The following is a 16,560-nucleotide window of genomic DNA, read 5'->3' as shown; positions in this document are numbered from 1 at the left end:
AGTTTTTTAGTGGGCTTGTTCCGTTTTTAATAATTCACGAGCATGTTCTAAGCTTAATTCCGTGATATTAACCCCGGCTAACATTTTGGCGATTTCATTAACCCGTCCTTCGTCATTCAGCACTGTTAAATTCGTCATTGTACGTCCATCGACCACTTTCTTGGCCACATGCAACTGATGATCTGCTCTAGCTGCAACTTGTGGTAAGTGGGAAATACACAATACTTGTGAATGGGCCGAAATTTCATGAATCTTATCTGCAATTGCTTGTGCTACACGGCCGCTTACTCCGGTATCAACTTCATCAAAAATAATACTAGTAACCCCTTCGTTACGCGCAAAAATAGTTTTCAACGCTAACATTATTCGTGAGAGCTCTCCGCCAGACGCTATTTTTGCTAAAGGTTTCAAATCTTCACCAGGATTAGGTTGAATCAAAAATTCTACCCCATCAAATCCGGTTCGATCTGGTTCAGCTTTAGGAGTAAATTGCACTTTAAATTGTGTTTTTTCCATGTAAAGACCTGACAATTGTTCACGTATAGCTGCTTCTAATGCTAAGGCCATTCTTTGACGCATTTCCGTGAGTTGAGTTCCTAATTTTTTAACTCTTTGATACCTCGCTTCAACTTCCTGTGCAAGATCATCCAAATTGTTTCCTGAACCAGTCATTTCATTGAGTTCATTCTCAATTTTATTCAAATAGTTAAGAATTTCTTCAATTGAATTACCATATTTTTTCTTTAGCTGACGAACTACTTCTAACCTTTGTTCAACTTCGTCTAATTCATTTGAATTCCATTCCATCGCATCAAGCGCAGAACGGACTCGATTAGTTACATCTTCTAAAGCATAATAGGCACTTTGTACCTCATCAGAAACTTGTTGGTACTCATCATCATAATCAGAAATACTTTGTAATTCTTGCATTACGCTACCAATTTGATCAATCGCAGAGGCCCCATCTTCACCTTCCAAAAGTTGAAAACTTGTTGAAAGAGCGTCGGAAATACTTTGAAAGTTGTTTAATTGATCCCGTCTTTTTTCAAGTTCCTCATCTTCACCAGCCATTAAATTGGCAGACTTAATTTCTTCCACTTGAAATTGCAACATGTCAACGCGTTGATTCCATTCATGTTCGTTCTTACGACTTTTATTTAATTGTTGGTTTAATTTAGAATAATCAGCGTAAGCTTCTTCATATTTAGCACGGACTTTACCAACCATTTTTTCGTCAAAATGATCTAACAATGCTAGATGTTTTTCACTATTCATTAGTTCTTGATGTTCATTTTGTCCGTGAATATCAATTAAAGTTTCTCCGACTGATTTTAGACTATTTAGATTAACGATCGTGCCATTGATTCGACAAACACTTCGACCACCCTTATGGAGTTCCCGAGTAATCACTAAATCATTGGTTGCGTCGATTCCTAACTTAATTAACGCATTTTTAGTATTATCAATCTCAGCGATATCAAAAACACCTTGTAGAACCGCCTTGTCTGCGCCGGTTCTTACAAAATCTGCTGAGCCTCTTCCACCAGCTAAAAGTCCTACGGCATCAATAATAATTGACTTACCTGCACCAGTTTCTCCCGTCAGAACAGTCATTCCTTGGTTGAAACTAACATCAAGCTTCTCGATAATTGCGAAATCCTTTATAGATAATTCCAATAACATATCTAATTCTCCTAGATGTAAGCAATTGATTGTGTAATCCGATCCTTTAATCGGACTGCATGTTCATCATCAGTACAAATAACTAGCACTCCATTGTCATCACTAACTGCTGCAAAAACAAACCCATAGTGGACCTGTTTTAGCGTTGCTGAAATACTAGCTCCGTTTCCTGGCTTTAAATCAATAAACACAAACTTTTCCTGAACTTTAATTGAAATCAAAGCCGAACTTAATAACGTAAAAAGTCGTTGTTCAATTTGGGAAGTATCCCCTTTAGGGAGAGAATATCGTACTCCACCTTTTTTAGTGGGTGATTTAATTAATTTTAATTCACGAATATCCCTTGAAACGGTCGCCTGCGTCACTTCAACGCCCTGCTCCTGCAAGTGAAGTACGATATCTTCTTGACGATCAATTTCATTTTCGTTGATAATTTGTTTAATTAGTTCATGTCGGTCGTTTTTTCGCATTGTTTCACCTATGAATTTAAGTTGGAATATGCACTATCAATCACTTTTTGGGTATCAACATTCTCTTCAATCACTCCTTGATCCGTATCGGATCGTTCAAGCCAGGCTAAAAATTCGATATTGCCTTCTCCACCCTTAATTGGTGAAAAATCAAGTCCCTTTACGTTGAAACCTTCCGCATTGGCCATTGCTAGTACATTTTTAAGGACCTCTTCATGAACTTTACGGTCACGAACGATGCCATGCTTTCCAACATTTTCTCTACCGGCTTCAAACTGGGGTTTAATCAAGCTGACAACTGATCCATGCGTTTTAATAATATTTTTAAGCGCTGGTAAAATTAGTTTTAATGAGATAAATGAAACATCAATTGATGCAAACTCTGGTTGTCCCTCAGTAAAGTCTTCTAATTTACTGTATCTAAAATTAGTATTTTCCATTACCACCACTCGTGGGTCCTCACGTAATTTCCATACTAATTGATTAGTTCCTACATCTAAAGCATAACTAAGCTTCGCACCATTTTGGAGCATAACGTCAGTAAATCCACCTGTCGAAGAACCTATATCTAATACTGTAAGCCCCTTAACATCAAGGCCAAAGACTTTCAATGCTTTTTCTAATTTTAAGCCTCCACGGCTAACATAGGGCATTGGTTTACCCTTTAAATGTAACTTAACTGAAGGGTCAATCTTGACACCAGGTTTATCCAAACGCTCCTCGTTGTCTCCTAAAATTTCTCCGGCCATTACGGCTCTTTTTGCTTTTTCACGGGTATCAAAAAGTCCCTGTTCTACCAGCAATACATCTACGCGTTCTTTTGCCATCGTTAATTCTCCATTATTTTAAATACGTTAAAAAACCTTCTAAAATCATCAAATCCATTTCTGGCTGTAATTCACCTAAGGAGGTTAAGTCTTGTTCACATTTTTGAAGAACCTGATTTAATTCTTCTTTTGCTCCACTTAACCCGAGTAAGTTAACGTACGTATTTTTATTTAAATCTACATCTTTTCCAGCCGTTTTACCAAGGATCGCTGTACTTTCTGTTACATCAATTATATCGTCATGGATTTGAAAGGCTAAACCAAAGTTTGCCATAAAATCTTTAACCAATTCGGCAACTTGAAGTTTGCTTGGCTTCATTATCAACGCCGCTTCCGCTGGGAATAATAGCATTTTGCCGGTTTTAAGATGATGTAAATGTTTGAGTTCAGCTAAGGAATAATGTCGCTGATTTCCTTGAATATCCAATAATTGGCCAGCAATCATCCCTGAAGCCCCAGCATCACTTGCCAAGGATAACACCAATTCACTTTTAATCCGATCCTTTAAATTGGTTGAGCTAATCCATTGAAAGGCCACCGTTAAAAGTGCATCACCAGCCAAGATAGCCTCTGCCTCACCAAACTTCTTATGGCTGGTTGGTCGTCCACGCCGTAAATCATCGTTATCCATTGCGGGTAAATCATCATGAATCAACGAGTATGTATGTACAGCTTCGAGAGCTGCTGCGACTGTTAGGATATCGTAATTAGGGGTCTTTCCGAATGCTTTCAAAATTGCCAATAAAACTAACGGACGAACTCGCTTGCCACCAGCGTCAATTGAATACTTCATCATCATTTTTAAATCGGTATTCAATGTTGAATCACTATCAAACAATTCATCGATGTGCTGATCAAGTAATTCTACGTTTTGTTTGACAAAGTCATCAAAATTACTATTCATTTTCTCCGTCTGTCCCCAAATCTAAGTTAGTCTCTTCACCATTGTCTTGCATAACTTTTGTAAGAGTTTTTTCAGCATTTTTTAGGGTTTCTTGTAATTCCGAACTTAACTGAATTCCTTTTTGAAATTCTGTCAAAGCTTTTTCCAATGGAATATCACCTTGTTCTAAATTGGAAACAACTTGTTGTAATTCTTGTAAATTTTCTTCAAATGTTTTTTCTTCAGCCATTATTTATCCTCGCTGTTAATTGTTTTAATTACTGCATTTGCACTACCATCACTAAAATTCAGTTGAATTTTATCGTCAATTGATAAATCCTCAATCGATTTAACGACCTTCGTATCTCTAGTTACATAAGTATAACCTCTACTCATTATCTTGAGGGGGCTCAGAGTATCTAAAGATCCAATCAGCGAATTCAAATCATTCGCATACTTTGAAAAACGATTAGTTATATTATTATTGGTCATCTGTCGTAGATGCTCAACATTTTGTTTTGCCATTTTAATTCTACTAGCTGGAGTATTGGCTAACAATCTTGAATTTAGAGTTTTAAATGATCCCTCAGCTGTAGTAATTTGTTGTTTCTCCAACGAAATCAACTTTTCCGTTAAAATATCAACATTTTGCACATAACCTTCATATAAACGTTGAGGTTCTTGAAAAATATACGATTGTTGTAAATGTTGAACCTGCTGGCTACGCATTTTTAAAATATTTCTAAACGCCACAATAGTTTGTAGCTGGAGTTTTTGAAGCTCTTCTAAGATATCGGTCAGTACAGGCGTAGCTAGTTCAGCGGCGGCCGTTGGAGTTGCTGCCCGCATATCTGCAACTAAATCGGCGATTGTCGTATCTGTTTCATGTCCGACAGAGGAAATAACCGGTAACTTACTTGCAAAGATTGCTCGAGCAACTACTTCTTCATTGAATGGCCATAAATCTTCAATTGAGCCCCCACCTCGGCCAATAATGATGGTATCAAAATCATCCAACGTATTAATCATCTTTATTTGTGCAGCTATACTATTGGCTGCCTCATTACCTTGAACTAAAGCTGGAAATAAAACCAGTTGAACAATCGGATAACGACGGCTCACCGTCGTGATAATATCTCTAATCACGGCCCCAGAAGGGCTAGTCACAATCGCAATCTTACGGGGATACTTAGGAATTGGTAGCTTAGGGGCTTCAAATAAACCTTCTTGGGATAATTTTATCTTTAACTGTTCATATGCTTGATATAAAGCTCCTACACCATCCGGTTGCATACTATCGACATAAATTTGGTAACTACCATTTCCTGGGTATAAACTAATTCGCCCACTCACAATCACTCGCATGCCTTCTTCAGGTTGAAACTTAACCTTCGCAAATGCAGATTTAAACATGATCGCACTAATCTTCGCGTTTTCGTCCTTCAAACTAAAATATTGGTGACTGTTAGTTCTTAAGCGAAAGTTTGAAATTTCCCCCACTAAATAAACGCGATGTAAATACGGATCAGCATCAAATTTTCGTTTAATATAATTGGTTAGTGCACTGACCGTTAAATACTTATCTTCTTGCATTTAAATACTCCATTTAGTTAAATTCACCGTTTGTTTCATTAACATTGATATTGTCATCGGACCAACGCCCTTAGGAACGGGGGTGATGTATGAAACATGTTTTTCGACATTCTCGAAATCAACGTCTCCCGTTAGTTTACCATTTTCATCGCGGTCCATACCAACGTCGATAACAACTGCACCTTCTTTAACCTGATCTTCTTTAATAAAATGGGCAATACCTGTTGCGACCACCAAGATATCTGCTTCTTTAGTCAGAGCGGCTAAATTTTTAGTATAACTATGAGCCAATGTAACTGTTGCGTTGGCATTCAATAGTAATGCTGCCATTGGTTTTCCAACAATCGAACTACGTCCCACCACTACTGCACGCTTACCTTGAATATCTATATGATATTTTTGGAACATCTCCATAATTCCTTGCGGTGTACATGCAATGGGCGTGTGTTGCGTCTTTCCTTCGAAAAGTTTCCCCACGTTAACTGGATGAAAGCCATCAACATCCTTACGCGGATCAATGGCCATCGTTACTTTAAAAGCATCGATATGCTTAGGGAGTGGCATTTGGACCAGAATGGCATTCACATCTTCGGTTTGATTTAATTCTTGGATTTTTAGGAGCAATTCATTTTCGCTAATATCGGCATTCATCGTAACTAGCGTTGATTTAATGCCTAACTTATTAGCGCGCTTTTCTTTATTTCTTACGTAAATTTGACTTGCTGGATTTTCACCAACTAGAACCACAACAAGATGTGGTTCGACACCTTGATTTTTCAATTTTTGTACTTCAGTCATTGTTTGTTTATCAATCTCAGCAGCTAAAGTTTTTCCATCAATAATTTGGCCCATTATTACTCCTCCGTTTCAAATATTTATCCATCTTAAATCATATCATAAGATGCATTTTCTTTTTAAATCTTAAACAAATTAAAAATGGTTGTAAATATCAAGTGATATTCACAACCATTTTTTAATTATTTTGCGATATTAGATAAAACTCCATTGATAAATTTACGAGCATCTTCATCAGTATACTTCTTAGCTAACTCCAAAGCTTCATTAATCGCAACTTTATCTGGTGTTTCAGTGTACTTAATTTCATAAGTACCCATCTGTAATATAACGCGGTCAGGACTTTCTAAACGTTTTACTGTCCATCCCTTTTTCAACTCTCCACTAATCGTTTCATTAATAGCTTCAAGATTTAAGCTAACTCCCATAACCAAATCTTTTAAGAATTGATCGGGAGCTTCTGTCTCATGAAATTCTTCTAAAACTTGATCTTGCAATTCGCTTAGATCAGCGTCTGGATTAGCACTTTTAGCAAAGATAATCTTAAAGGCGCTCTCTCGAATTTGATGTCGATTTAAACTCACTATTTATCACCATTATTTTCTGAAAAAATATCATCGGGATCAATATCAGATGTCGTCGTATCTGGCATCATTCCGTTGACTTGCACGTTAACTTCATTAATCACAATTTCGGTCATAAACAACATCTGTTGCTTAACTCGATCTTGAATCTTAGTAGCAACTTGTGGAACAGATACTCCAAAATCAAGCATTACACTAACATTAATGACTAAGCCACGATCATCTTCAATTAATTTTGTACCTAATCCCAAGGAATCACGTCCTAAAATTGTATTGAAGCCCTTCGAAATATTATTACCAATTAAGTGAACACCATCGATTTGATCAACCGTAATTCCTGCAATTGATTCAATAACATCAGGTGCTATCGCAATCCCGCCACTCTTTGAACTAGAATTACTTAACTCCAAGTATTTCGTATCTGCCATTATATTGCCTCCAAAAATTAAGCGCGTGAAATATAAGTACCATCTTGAGTATTGATGTTAAGAGCATCTCCCTCATTAACGAAGAAAGGAACTTGAACCACCAGACCAGTTTCCATTGTAGCTGGTTTTGAGCCACCACTAGCAGTATTACCTTTAATACCAGGTTCTGTAGCAGTAACTTTTAAAGTAATATTCTTAGGCACTTCAACACCAAGTGTTTCAGTACCAAAGAATGCGATACTTACTTCCATGTTCTCAACTAAATAATTTTTCTCTTCTTCAAGACGTTCATTAGGAATTTCAACTTGTTCATACGTATTGTTATCCATGAAAACGTAGTTAGCACCATCATTATATAGATATTGCATACGTTTTGTCTCAATATTAGCTTGTTCCATTTTTTCGCCGGCACGGAAAGTTTTTTCTTGAACAGCGCCATTTCTTAAGTTCTTCAACTTAGTACGCACAAAGGCACTACCTTTACCCGGCTTAACATGTTGAAATTCAACAATGCGCCAAATATTATCATCAAATTCAATGGTCAAACCATTTTTAAAATCAGATGTTGAAATTGTACTCATAAAAAGATTCCTCCAATTAATTCTAGAACTAATGATATCAATCGATTCTCTTTTTAACAAGAAAATCATTAAAAAAGGCCGGAACAAAGTTATTGTCCCGACCTGAAATTTGCTTTTTTAAAGCTTATTCAGCATCTGCTACTGGATATACAGAAACTTGACGCTTGTCGCGACCTTTACGTTCAAAACGAACGACACCATCTGCAAGTGCAAACAAAGTATCATCGTTTCCACGACCAACATTTACACCAGGGTAAATATGTGTTCCACGTTGACGGTAGATAATCATACCTGCCTTAGCAGCTTGTCCGTCAGCACGCTTTGTTCCAAGACGACGACCAGCTGAGTCACGGCCGTTAGAAGTGGAACCGCCCCCCTTATGATGAGAGAAGAATTGTAGATTCATTTCCATGGTTAATTACACCTCCGAATAAATTAATTCATTACTAGATATTCTTTGTATGACTTACTAATATCCCTTAATCCAATCTCAAGTGCCTCAAGTAAAACTTGAGCCATTCGATTCGAATCAACATCACTGCTTTCAGGAACATTAACAGATAAAAATCCACCATTTTCATCGTCTGAATCAACTAGTGGCATTATCTTAGTGATTTGCTCGATACTGTTAACTGTATTTATCGATAAGACTGACACAGCCGCACATACGATATCACGTCCATACTCACCAGAGTCAGCATGACCAGTTATCTTAAAACCACTGATTCGATCTTTATCTCTATAAAAACAAGTCTGTATCATGCCACATCACCTTCAATCAAATTAAGCGTTGATTGAATCAATCATAACTTTTGTATATGGTTGACGATGACCAGTCTTTGTATGTTGGTTCTTCTTAGCCTTGTACTTGAAAGTAGTAATCTTCTTTTGCTTACCTTGTTTTTCAACAGTTCCAGCAACTGAAGCACCTTCAACAACAGGAGAACCAACCTTTGTAGATTCGCCACCTACAAAAAGAACTTGATCAAAAGTAACTTTTTCGCCTTCAGCGACGTTTAACTTTTCAACGAATACTGATTGACCTTCTTCAACTTTAAGTTGTTTACCACCAGTTTTAATAATTGCGTACACAACGTGCACCTCCTTAATTCTAAGACTCGCCAAAGTAAGTGCTATGCTTTAAAACTCACTTTGTGCGGTTGTAGCGTGGAGACCACACCAACGTTAATACTATACTGTAGATTTAAATAATAGTCAATGTTAATCTACGAAAAAATCGGAAAGGTCAATATTTTGACTATCAATTTGAATTTTTGTTCCTAAAATTTTCTTGGCCGCATTTGCCATATAATGTGAAGTGTATACCATTCCTTCATCAAGCCACATTCTAATCATTCCAATTAGACCATTTACATAGTATGAGCTTAAAACTTCAATGGGAAAACCATCATGCTTTACCTTTTTGCCGTAATATTCAGCAAAAGTTTTAATTTCTGAATTCAAACGTTCTTTAAGCACCTCGGTAAACTGAGGCAATTTTTCCGTATCTAATACAATCGTATACGTTTGATAATCTGCTGCAACTTTATCAAAAAAGTTGGAGACTGATAGTACATTAGTTCCATGAGCATTTTTGTGATTAACCTCATCGACAAATCCAACTGAATCCTTTAATGATGAATTAAATAAAGAGCCCACTAGTTCGTTAATCGTAAAATTAACAAATTCTTTTTTGTCAGAAAAATGTGAATAAAAAGCTCCACGGGTTACCCCAGCTTCATCACTAATTTGCCTAACATTAATATCTCCAGCGTCATATGTCTTCAATAACATCACAAAAGCCTTTTGCAATTTACTTAATGTCTTAATAATTCTAGGATCTTCCTTCATATTCAGCACCTCACATTTATAAACGCTTGATTCACGTTTTAGAGTTTAATCCAATGGAAACTTTTTTACAATAAACTAACTTTTTAAATAACATGCGGATTATACCCTTAATGTCCATGATACCGTATAAACCTCTACAAATGAACGATTTTCGCGCATTTTATTTCTTAAAATATATTAAAATTTATGCTTTTATTGAAATATGTGCAAAAATACCCATGTATCCGCATTTAGTAATATTCTAATAATTAAGAACTGTATATTAACATAAATATAAGCAACAAAAAACAACGAAGCATCATATAAATAATGTTACTTCGTTGTCCCCATTTTTTATTCATTTCCGCCAATTTTATATAGGTTTTTATCTGCTTTAGTATCTTCTAAAACTTGTTTATATATTTTTTTTCGATCATTTTCGTTTTTAGTAATTCCATGCGTCATTAATTTAATTGATTTCAACATATTTGATCTAATCCTACCACTCAAGTCATCATCAAAACCCCGTTGATGAGTGTAAGCTTTCTTAACGATCCCTTTAACTCCATTTTTATGATCGCCTAAAAGTGCCTCAAATTTTACTCGATCACTATCGTTCATTTTCCTTTGGCCCTTTTTAATCAAAGCATCTAGAGATCTCATCACTGATTTTTCTGTTTCTGGGTTTTCAGAATTAAACTTTTCTAGACCACTGATAGTCTTCTCAATCAACTTCTTATCTGCTGAAATTTGCTTGTATTTTTCAGGAGACACCACTACCGTGCCATAAACTTTATTATGGGTGCATGCACTCATAAATAATGTTACTACCATCAGCGAAAGTAAAACCGAGATAATTTTTTTCATTTAAGCCACCCTCTATTCGTTAACTTCTAATTTAATAATACCTAATAATTCAAATTAATTAAAGCGTTTAACCCCGTTTAATTTCTTTAATTTATAATGTTGAAATTGCTTTGTTAATTGCGATTTATATCCACTTTTTTCATCCCTCTATTTGTAATAATTCCATTGACAGAACGATCGTTTTTAAATATACTGTTTAAGTACGGTTCGGTAGCTCAGCTGGATAGAGCATCCGCCTTCTAAGCGGACGGTCGAGAGTTCGAATCTCTCCCGAATCATATTAATATAGTCCGAAATGCTGATAACAGTAGGTTTTGGTTATATAGTGCCTGCCAAACGCCTGCCAAACCATAAAAAACATCCAATCTTTAATTAGGTTGAGTGTTTTTTATTTTTATGTAAAATAAAAAAGCCTATCCAGTAATTAAACTGAATAGGCTTTTTAAAAGGGTTTCGATATAACGTTCAAAATCCTGGGGATAAAGTAACTCTAACATTTTAAATTTAAATATTCAAATAAAACACACTCTATATTAATACTTACTATTGTCGTTAATATGAATCTGTAATCTATCCAAAGGTTCGCCTAGCATTCCAGCCCAGCTATCATAACCAGCAACTGAACCATTGTCGGCACACGTTCCTAAGTAGTTAGCTCGTTGAGTTGTTTGTGAACGATAGTACGCTTGTTGGTAAGTTTCACCAGATGGAGTTGTGTAGTACATCTGAACTCCGTCGATCGTGTGACCTTTAATTCCGGCAACTCCGTTAACCGTATCATTCTTATTAGCTTTGTGTACCCATGGTAACCAGCCGTCTTCTTTGGTGTGGACACGATACTTAATAGTTCCATGGTTAACTTTGATATAAAGCATGTCATGCACGCTATTAGGAACTCCAGCAAAACCATTTGATCCAGAGCCAAAATCTTTGACTGGGCTTAACCATTGTTTGCCTTTTTGATGTAAGGCATAGGTTACGTGAACAGCCTTCTTGTTAGTTGGTTTACTTGGAGTTGGTGTATTACCATCATAACCGTTCTTTGTAATTCCGGTTAAATCAACGTTGCCATCTAGTCCGCCATTAATATAAGTGGAAGTGAACTGCCAGATAGCCACTCCATCCATTGTTGGGAAAGTTCCCCAATATGGTGTGCTCCGCACATTATAATCTGGATAAGCTGCAATCCACAAACTAGTCCCAAAGCGTTTTACAATTCGTTGATAATCAACATGTGCTAGAGTATATGGTTTATAACTGTAGTACATTGGAGTATATCCAGCATTCTTAATTTGTTGCATACCAGCAATGATAGCGTCTGTGTTTTCTTTAACACTTCCACTTGCACCATCTTCATAGTCCAATGCTACGATCGAACCTTTAGGTGTCTTAACTCGTGGCAAGTAGTAGTCTAAGCATTGCTTGCCCAGTTGTGTACTACCACCAACACCATACCAAATGTAAGTATGAGCTCGCATACCTTGATTAAGCGCACTAGCAACTTGACTATTATAAGTTGCTTGATTAATGAAAGTTCCACCATAAGATCCACCAATTTGAGCAATGGCAAATTGGTCGTTCTTATAGCCTTTAACACCGTTATAACCTTGATACTTAGCCCAATCGACGCCTTGGCTACGCACTGAAGTAACCGATTTTCTAGCGTCTTTATTACCCGTTTTAGCTTTGTCAGTAGTTGAATGTTTCTGAGTTGCTTCATGTTGTGTATTAGTATATTGATTATTGGTAGAACTACCAGCATTGGCACTAACCAGCGGAGCGGTATTTACTCCAATAAAAAAAGCCATTGCAATCGCAACAACCCATTTTAGCTTATTTAATTTTGTCATTATGTCCCCCTTTACTATAATCATCTTGAAGCTTCACAAAATATTTTTTGATAAAGTCTGGAAATGGCACTCCCATTTGACCCAAATTTTCAACAACAGATATTGCATATGTTACGATATAAAAAATTAATAACGCATTAGCTGTTGGTTCAAACCCGATTGCATTCATGAACGGATAAACCAATAAAACTAAAAATATTACCGTAGAATGTTTAATTAACCCAAATAATCCCTTAGTACTATTCAATTTACTCGTTCTTTGATTAATAATCCCTTTAGCCATTCCAGTCCCAATATCTAAAATTACTGCAAACAAAAAAGCAATCATCAATTTATCATCAACGATTGCCATATAAGATTGCAATAAACTTACATGAAATGGCACTGTATTACATCCTCCTTTCTTACCCAAAATAAAAAAAGATACCTATTTGATATCTTTAGTCAATTCTTTCCATTGAATTTCAAAGTAGTTTCTTGCTAATTCTGTTAATTGAGACAGCTCCGTAGAAGGAATTTTCTCCATCCTTTGAAAGTACTTTTCGACATCTATTATTCTTTCTAGTAATTCATTTCCCAACGAATCTGATCTATCAAAAATGTGTAATCTGATTTCCGTGACGGTTTCTACAGCGTTGGAAATTGTTACCATTGTTTCTTTCGCCATTTCTAAATCTTCTTTAGAAAGCTTAGAATATTTATTTCGTTCTTTACTTGGTAGCGAAGGATCGACAGACAATTCTCGCTTTTTATTAATAATTTGAACCTGATCAATGCCATGATTAATATCAAAACATTGGCGTATAAATTTAGAAATTAATTCGCGTGTCCTGTTATTCCAGTTAATCTTATTCTCAGCAATTAATTTTTCTTCAATGTTCATCCTAGCAATCTCCATATTATTCTCGACGGATTTTTCAGTTGTTTCCATTTGTGTCTTAGCACCCTTTCGAGCTCCTAAAAATGATAAACCTGCACCAAACACTGATATTCCGCCTGTAATAATTACGTCTAAAGTTGTTGCATCCATTTCAATATTCTCCTAGTAATTTATTTAATAATTATTTTACTACTAAGAGAAATAAAAAACGCCTATGTTTCAGGCGCTACGTAATCTTCTCCAACGATTTCTTTATATTGTTCCGCTGTAATCTTGTTACATACAACACCGTCACTAACCATATCTTTTGTCCATAATTGTGCATCGTACCAACTTTTAATTGAGTTAAAATCTGGGAAATTCATCATGCGTTTTGTCCTCCTAATTGTTGTTGAATTTGCATAACTTGATATGCTATTTGAGCATTCTGTTTAACTAATTTTTGTTTATCTTGGCTATCTTGCATTTGTTGATATCCAAGAGCTGCTACTTGTTGTTCGATTGCTGACGGCCCAATTTCCGGTGGTTCAGGTTCCACATAATTCGGATTCTCAACTATTACTCCATCTACTAGCATGTAAAACTTAGGCTTGAATTTATCTCTGAAATCTTCTGGAACTTCTCCTTCGTATTCTACCGAGTTATCAACATCGCCAAAAACGGTGAACGCCAAAATCTCACTCTTATCATTGATTACGAGCTTCATTATACCAGCCCCCTAATTTTCCAAATTTGCGCCTTATCATCAATTTTATTAATCGCTCCGCCGGTGTCGAGGTAAGCAAAGTTACTACTAATAGTCAGTTTTGTATGATCTTTTGTATCTTTAAGTAAAGTTGTTTCAAATATTTCGTTGAATAGTTCATCATTATGCGGATTATTTCTAGCAACCGCATAGTTATTGGCACTCGCTAATACTGTAGCGACTTCGATATGATCACCAAACTGATATGTGATTTCAATATAGCGGTATTTATCCAGATTATCACTAAGCGTTAGAGTAGTTCCTACGGCATCAGCGTTGCCTTCCCAAAGCACATAATGCTTGAGGATTTCACCCCATCCGCTAGGTGAAGTACTAGGATTACTGCCATTAATATGCGTGTTTTTATAATAGATTCGTCCATTATTTGAAGTCGTTACTAGGTACTGGACATGCTTCGCATCTCCTTGAGTTTTATCTACCAGTGAAACACCGCTATCATTTGCACCTAAGATTGTGTTTCCCAAATAAATTCCAGTATAGCGTCCGGGGTCAATTTTTTCGATGTCGACGTGTTCAATATATTCGCGGTAACCAGCAGCACCTCTAAACTTATTATATTGCGCTGGCGTAACTCGCCCAGCATGTTCTTTATCGACGGGAACGACTGCTCTTTTTTCATTCAAATCGATTTTATGTTTTAGTTTGTTAACTGCTTGAATTGGATCTACTTTTTTTACCAATCTAATCCCTCCTAATAATCAAATTTGCGATCGGTCGCAATCCCAAAACCTTTTAAAGTTAGCGTTCGTTTCTCAGTGTCCAATTCAATTAAGTTCCAACCATCAGTGTCACCGAGCCAATTCTGAGCTTCTCCAAGTCCGATAGAAGCTAAGATGCCAATATTATTGTATCCACCGTCCGTCCGAATGTTTTCTGAATGCTCGTGTCCATGAATCCATCCAGCTAGAACTCGTGCTCCTTGTTGTGTGAAATCTGTCTTAACATTAACTTCCCAATCTTCATCATCACTAGTCAATGTAGTAGAACCGCCAGTAATAAAGTCTCCAATAACCTTGTTTACTAAATCGGCATTGTGAATGTTGGTTCCATTTTTAACGTATGATTGCATGTGAGCCACAATTAGAGTGGTATAGTCTTCCGGAACGTTTTTTAAAGCCACATTAGCTAACCAATTAATTTGTTCTTGTCGATAGCCTAGATGCCAAATTCCTAAATATTTTTCGGTTCCGTCGTCATTTTTTATTTCTGGGCGATCATTCGAATCTAATCCAATTATACGAATTTTTTTATCCGGATAATCTTTGTAGAAATAGTTGCTATTCCCTTTTCGTGTTTCGCCAAATAACAAATCGCCGGTATGATAATCTCTTTTAAATTGAGCGTCCGTAATGACAGCCGGCAAACTAGGAATACGGTCAGGGCGTCTTCCCGCCTCAAAGTAAGCCTGTCGTTGCGTACCATCATCATGATTACCTTTTAATGGGAACTTATCCGAATTATTATCACTTCCAAACAAAAATTCAGTAGCAATCTGAGCTTGGTCGGTTAGAATACCTTCAATGCTGGCTTGGTTTCCATCAATATTATCTCCACCAAGAATCATCATATCTACGTATTGGTCTAAGTAGAGCGCTCTGTTAACGTGATTAACTCCGTAGCTAACTGATAGATTAGCAGTCTCTTCCGAGGATGCATAATGTGGATCAGTGATGAACACAAAATTAAACTTATCTGGATTAATTCCAACGGTTAAGCTGTCTAACTTCTGCTTAATTTCTGGTGCTTGTTCTTCGACTGGATCACCATAGATAGTTTGTTCCACGTAGATTGGCTGTTTTAAAATAGCCAATTCACTTTCAATGGTGTCCATCAACGTTTTCATTTGCACATCAAAATCAGCCTGCGTAAGCAATCCATCAGCTTTAATCTTGTCTTCTAGTGCTGAAAGTTGTGCCTTAATTTCGGTAATGGTCAAGTTGATACCGCTAATATCAGCATTAAGTTCAGTAATTAATTCAGCAACATCTTTCTTCCATTGAGCCATTGCAGCATCAAAGTCACCGTTGAATTTAACAAGATATTCTTTAAGCTTGCCGTACAAGTCTTCAAATGGAGTGATATAGTCACTCGGAATGATGTTCTCTTCTACAAGGTCCGCTAACACTTCAAAATTGAATTCGAGTGTTGCTAACCTGGTACCTTCACGAAAGATTTCAAAGAACGCTTGTTTATACGAACCAGCAATCGCCATTGCCCGTTTTGGAAATGTATAACGGAATCGTCCGGCTTGTGCATCAATGATTGTGCTACTTTTATGATCCCAGATTTTGTACTGTCCACCTGGTAGCACACCTTTAAACACGGCACTTGCTCCCGTTAAATTAACCGGAGAGCCATTCTCATCTTCTAAATCGACAAATACTTGTCGTCCACCGTCTTCGTTTTGCCGACCTTGTAGCCATTGTGGATTGTTAGAATCAGCATCTTTCAATTCAAAGCCATTAATCGGAACTAGTTTTCGCTTATCTTTACCTATGCGAAACTTAAGATACATACTCATTG

At 36.6% G+C, this 16,560-nt stretch carries 22 protein-coding genes, 1 tRNA gene and 1 other annotated feature; of the genes, 1 reads left to right on the top strand and 22 read right to left on the bottom strand.

Features of this window, described 5'->3' with window-relative positions; genetic code table 11:
- Window positions 1–6: 6 nt before the first annotated feature.
- From recN to PEPE_RS03925, 15 genes are all read right to left on the bottom strand, one after another.
- Complete coding sequence (recN, locus tag PEPE_RS03995; protein WP_011673283.1) at window positions 7–1,683, bottom strand: DNA repair protein RecN; 1,677 nt, start codon at window positions 1,681–1,683, stop codon at window positions 7–9.
- Between the two features lie 11 nt (window positions 1,684–1,694).
- Entirely contained in the window at window positions 1,695–2,153 is a 459-nt protein-coding gene (locus tag PEPE_RS03990) for an arginine repressor (protein WP_002833550.1), read from the bottom strand.
- 8 nt (window positions 2,154–2,161) lie between these two features.
- The gene (locus tag PEPE_RS03985; protein ID WP_002833549.1) at window positions 2,162–2,980 is read right to left on the bottom strand and encodes a TlyA family RNA methyltransferase; all 819 of its coding nucleotides are present in this window, start codon (window positions 2,978–2,980) and stop codon (window positions 2,162–2,164) included.
- 13 nt (window positions 2,981–2,993) lie between these two features.
- Window positions 2,994–3,884 carry a polyprenyl synthetase family protein gene (locus tag PEPE_RS03980; protein WP_002833548.1) on the bottom strand — a complete coding sequence of 297 codons (891 nt, stop codon included), beginning with the start codon at window positions 3,882–3,884 and terminating at the stop codon, window positions 2,994–2,996.
- The gene (locus tag PEPE_RS03975) at window positions 3,877–4,113 is read right to left on the bottom strand and encodes an exodeoxyribonuclease VII small subunit (RefSeq protein WP_002833547.1); all 237 of its coding nucleotides are present in this window, start codon (window positions 4,111–4,113) and stop codon (window positions 3,877–3,879) included. The genes PEPE_RS03980 and PEPE_RS03975 overlap by 8 nt, the downstream gene beginning before the upstream one ends.
- Window positions 4,113–5,456, bottom strand: a complete 1,344-nt coding sequence (gene xseA, locus PEPE_RS03970) for an exodeoxyribonuclease VII large subunit (protein WP_002833546.1) — start codon at window positions 5,454–5,456, stop codon at window positions 4,113–4,115. The genes PEPE_RS03975 and xseA overlap by 1 nt, the downstream gene beginning before the upstream one ends.
- A complete protein-coding gene (gene folD / locus PEPE_RS03965) occupies window positions 5,457–6,308 on the bottom strand; it encodes a bifunctional methylenetetrahydrofolate dehydrogenase/methenyltetrahydrofolate cyclohydrolase FolD (RefSeq protein ID WP_002833545.1) in 852 nt (283 codons plus the stop codon). It abuts the gene before it with no gap.
- 125 nt (window positions 6,309–6,433) lie between these two features.
- Window positions 6,434–6,835 carry a transcription antitermination factor NusB gene (nusB, locus tag PEPE_RS03960; protein WP_002833544.1) on the bottom strand — a complete coding sequence of 134 codons (402 nt, stop codon included), beginning with the start codon at window positions 6,833–6,835 and terminating at the stop codon, window positions 6,434–6,436.
- Window positions 6,835–7,263, bottom strand: coding sequence for an Asp23/Gls24 family envelope stress response protein (locus PEPE_RS03955; protein WP_002833543.1), 429 nt, complete (start codon window positions 7,261–7,263; stop codon window positions 6,835–6,837). Before PEPE_RS03955 ends, nusB begins: the two co-directional genes overlap by 1 nt.
- Before the next feature lie 17 nt (window positions 7,264–7,280).
- A complete protein-coding gene (gene efp, locus PEPE_RS03950) occupies window positions 7,281–7,844 on the bottom strand; it encodes an elongation factor P (RefSeq protein WP_002833542.1) in 564 nt (187 codons plus the stop codon).
- Between the two features lie 124 nt (window positions 7,845–7,968).
- Window positions 7,969–8,256 carry a 50S ribosomal protein L27 gene (gene rpmA / locus PEPE_RS03945; protein ID WP_002833541.1) on the bottom strand — a complete coding sequence of 96 codons (288 nt, stop codon included), beginning with the start codon at window positions 8,254–8,256 and terminating at the stop codon, window positions 7,969–7,971.
- A gap of 23 nt (window positions 8,257–8,279) precedes the next feature.
- Complete coding sequence (locus PEPE_RS03940; RefSeq protein ID WP_011673282.1) at window positions 8,280–8,606, bottom strand: ribosomal-processing cysteine protease Prp; 327 nt, start codon at window positions 8,604–8,606, stop codon at window positions 8,280–8,282.
- Between the two features lie 21 nt (window positions 8,607–8,627).
- Window positions 8,628–8,936, bottom strand: a complete 309-nt coding sequence (rplU, locus tag PEPE_RS03935) for a 50S ribosomal protein L21 (protein WP_002833539.1) — start codon at window positions 8,934–8,936, stop codon at window positions 8,628–8,630.
- 12 nt (window positions 8,937–8,948) lie between these two features.
- Window positions 8,949–9,016: a sequence feature (ribosomal protein L21 leader region), on the bottom strand.
- Between the two features lie 49 nt (window positions 9,017–9,065).
- Window positions 9,066–9,695 carry a TetR/AcrR family transcriptional regulator gene (locus PEPE_RS03930; protein ID WP_011673281.1) on the bottom strand — a complete coding sequence of 210 codons (630 nt, stop codon included), beginning with the start codon at window positions 9,693–9,695 and terminating at the stop codon, window positions 9,066–9,068.
- A 333-nt stretch (window positions 9,696–10,028) separates the two neighbouring features.
- Window positions 10,029–10,541: a hypothetical protein gene (locus tag PEPE_RS03925; RefSeq protein WP_002833537.1), complete on the bottom strand. Its 513-nt coding sequence runs from the start codon at window positions 10,539–10,541 to the stop codon at window positions 10,029–10,031.
- Window positions 10,542–10,745: 204 nt separating this feature from the next.
- On the opposite strand from PEPE_RS03925, the gene PEPE_RS03920 reads away from it, so the two are divergent.
- Window positions 10,746–10,819 (top strand) — tRNA-Arg (locus PEPE_RS03920).
- Window positions 10,820–11,074: 255 nt separating this feature from the next.
- Here PEPE_RS03920 and PEPE_RS03915 read toward each other — a convergent pair.
- From PEPE_RS03915 to PEPE_RS03890, 7 genes are all read right to left on the bottom strand, one after another.
- Window positions 11,075–12,391 carry a GH25 family lysozyme gene (locus PEPE_RS03915; protein WP_011673280.1) on the bottom strand — a complete coding sequence of 439 codons (1,317 nt, stop codon included), beginning with the start codon at window positions 12,389–12,391 and terminating at the stop codon, window positions 11,075–11,077.
- A complete protein-coding gene (locus PEPE_RS03910; protein WP_011673279.1) occupies window positions 12,375–12,776 on the bottom strand; it encodes a phage holin family protein in 402 nt (133 codons plus the stop codon). The genes PEPE_RS03915 and PEPE_RS03910 overlap by 17 nt, the downstream gene beginning before the upstream one ends.
- A 42-nt stretch (window positions 12,777–12,818) precedes the next feature.
- Window positions 12,819–13,421: a hypothetical protein gene (locus PEPE_RS03905; RefSeq protein ID WP_011673278.1), complete on the bottom strand. Its 603-nt coding sequence runs from the start codon at window positions 13,419–13,421 to the stop codon at window positions 12,819–12,821.
- A 62-nt stretch (window positions 13,422–13,483) separates the two neighbouring features.
- The gene (locus PEPE_RS09115; protein ID WP_011673277.1) at window positions 13,484–13,639 is read right to left on the bottom strand and encodes an XkdX family protein; all 156 of its coding nucleotides are present in this window, start codon (window positions 13,637–13,639) and stop codon (window positions 13,484–13,486) included.
- Window positions 13,636–13,977 (bottom strand): DUF2977 domain-containing protein, encoded by a 342-nt coding sequence (locus tag PEPE_RS03900; protein WP_011673276.1) that lies wholly within the window; start codon window positions 13,975–13,977, stop codon window positions 13,636–13,638. Before PEPE_RS03900 ends, PEPE_RS09115 begins: the two co-directional genes overlap by 4 nt.
- Window positions 13,977–14,717 (bottom strand): hypothetical protein, encoded by a 741-nt coding sequence (locus tag PEPE_RS03895; protein WP_011673275.1) that lies wholly within the window; start codon window positions 14,715–14,717, stop codon window positions 13,977–13,979. Before PEPE_RS03895 ends, PEPE_RS03900 begins: the two co-directional genes overlap by 1 nt.
- Before the next feature lie 11 nt (window positions 14,718–14,728).
- Window positions 14,729–16,558 carry a phage baseplate upper protein gene (locus PEPE_RS03890; RefSeq protein WP_011673274.1) on the bottom strand — a complete coding sequence of 610 codons (1,830 nt, stop codon included), beginning with the start codon at window positions 16,556–16,558 and terminating at the stop codon, window positions 14,729–14,731.
- Between the last annotated feature and the right edge of the window lie 2 nt (window positions 16,559–16,560).

This window comes from Pediococcus pentosaceus ATCC 25745 (genome assembly GCF_000014505.1).
Taxonomy (GTDB): Bacteria; Bacillota; Bacilli; order Lactobacillales; family Lactobacillaceae; genus Pediococcus; species Pediococcus pentosaceus.
The sequence above is the reverse complement of the archived record's forward strand: the minus strand, read 5'-3'. Positions and strand labels throughout refer to the sequence as shown.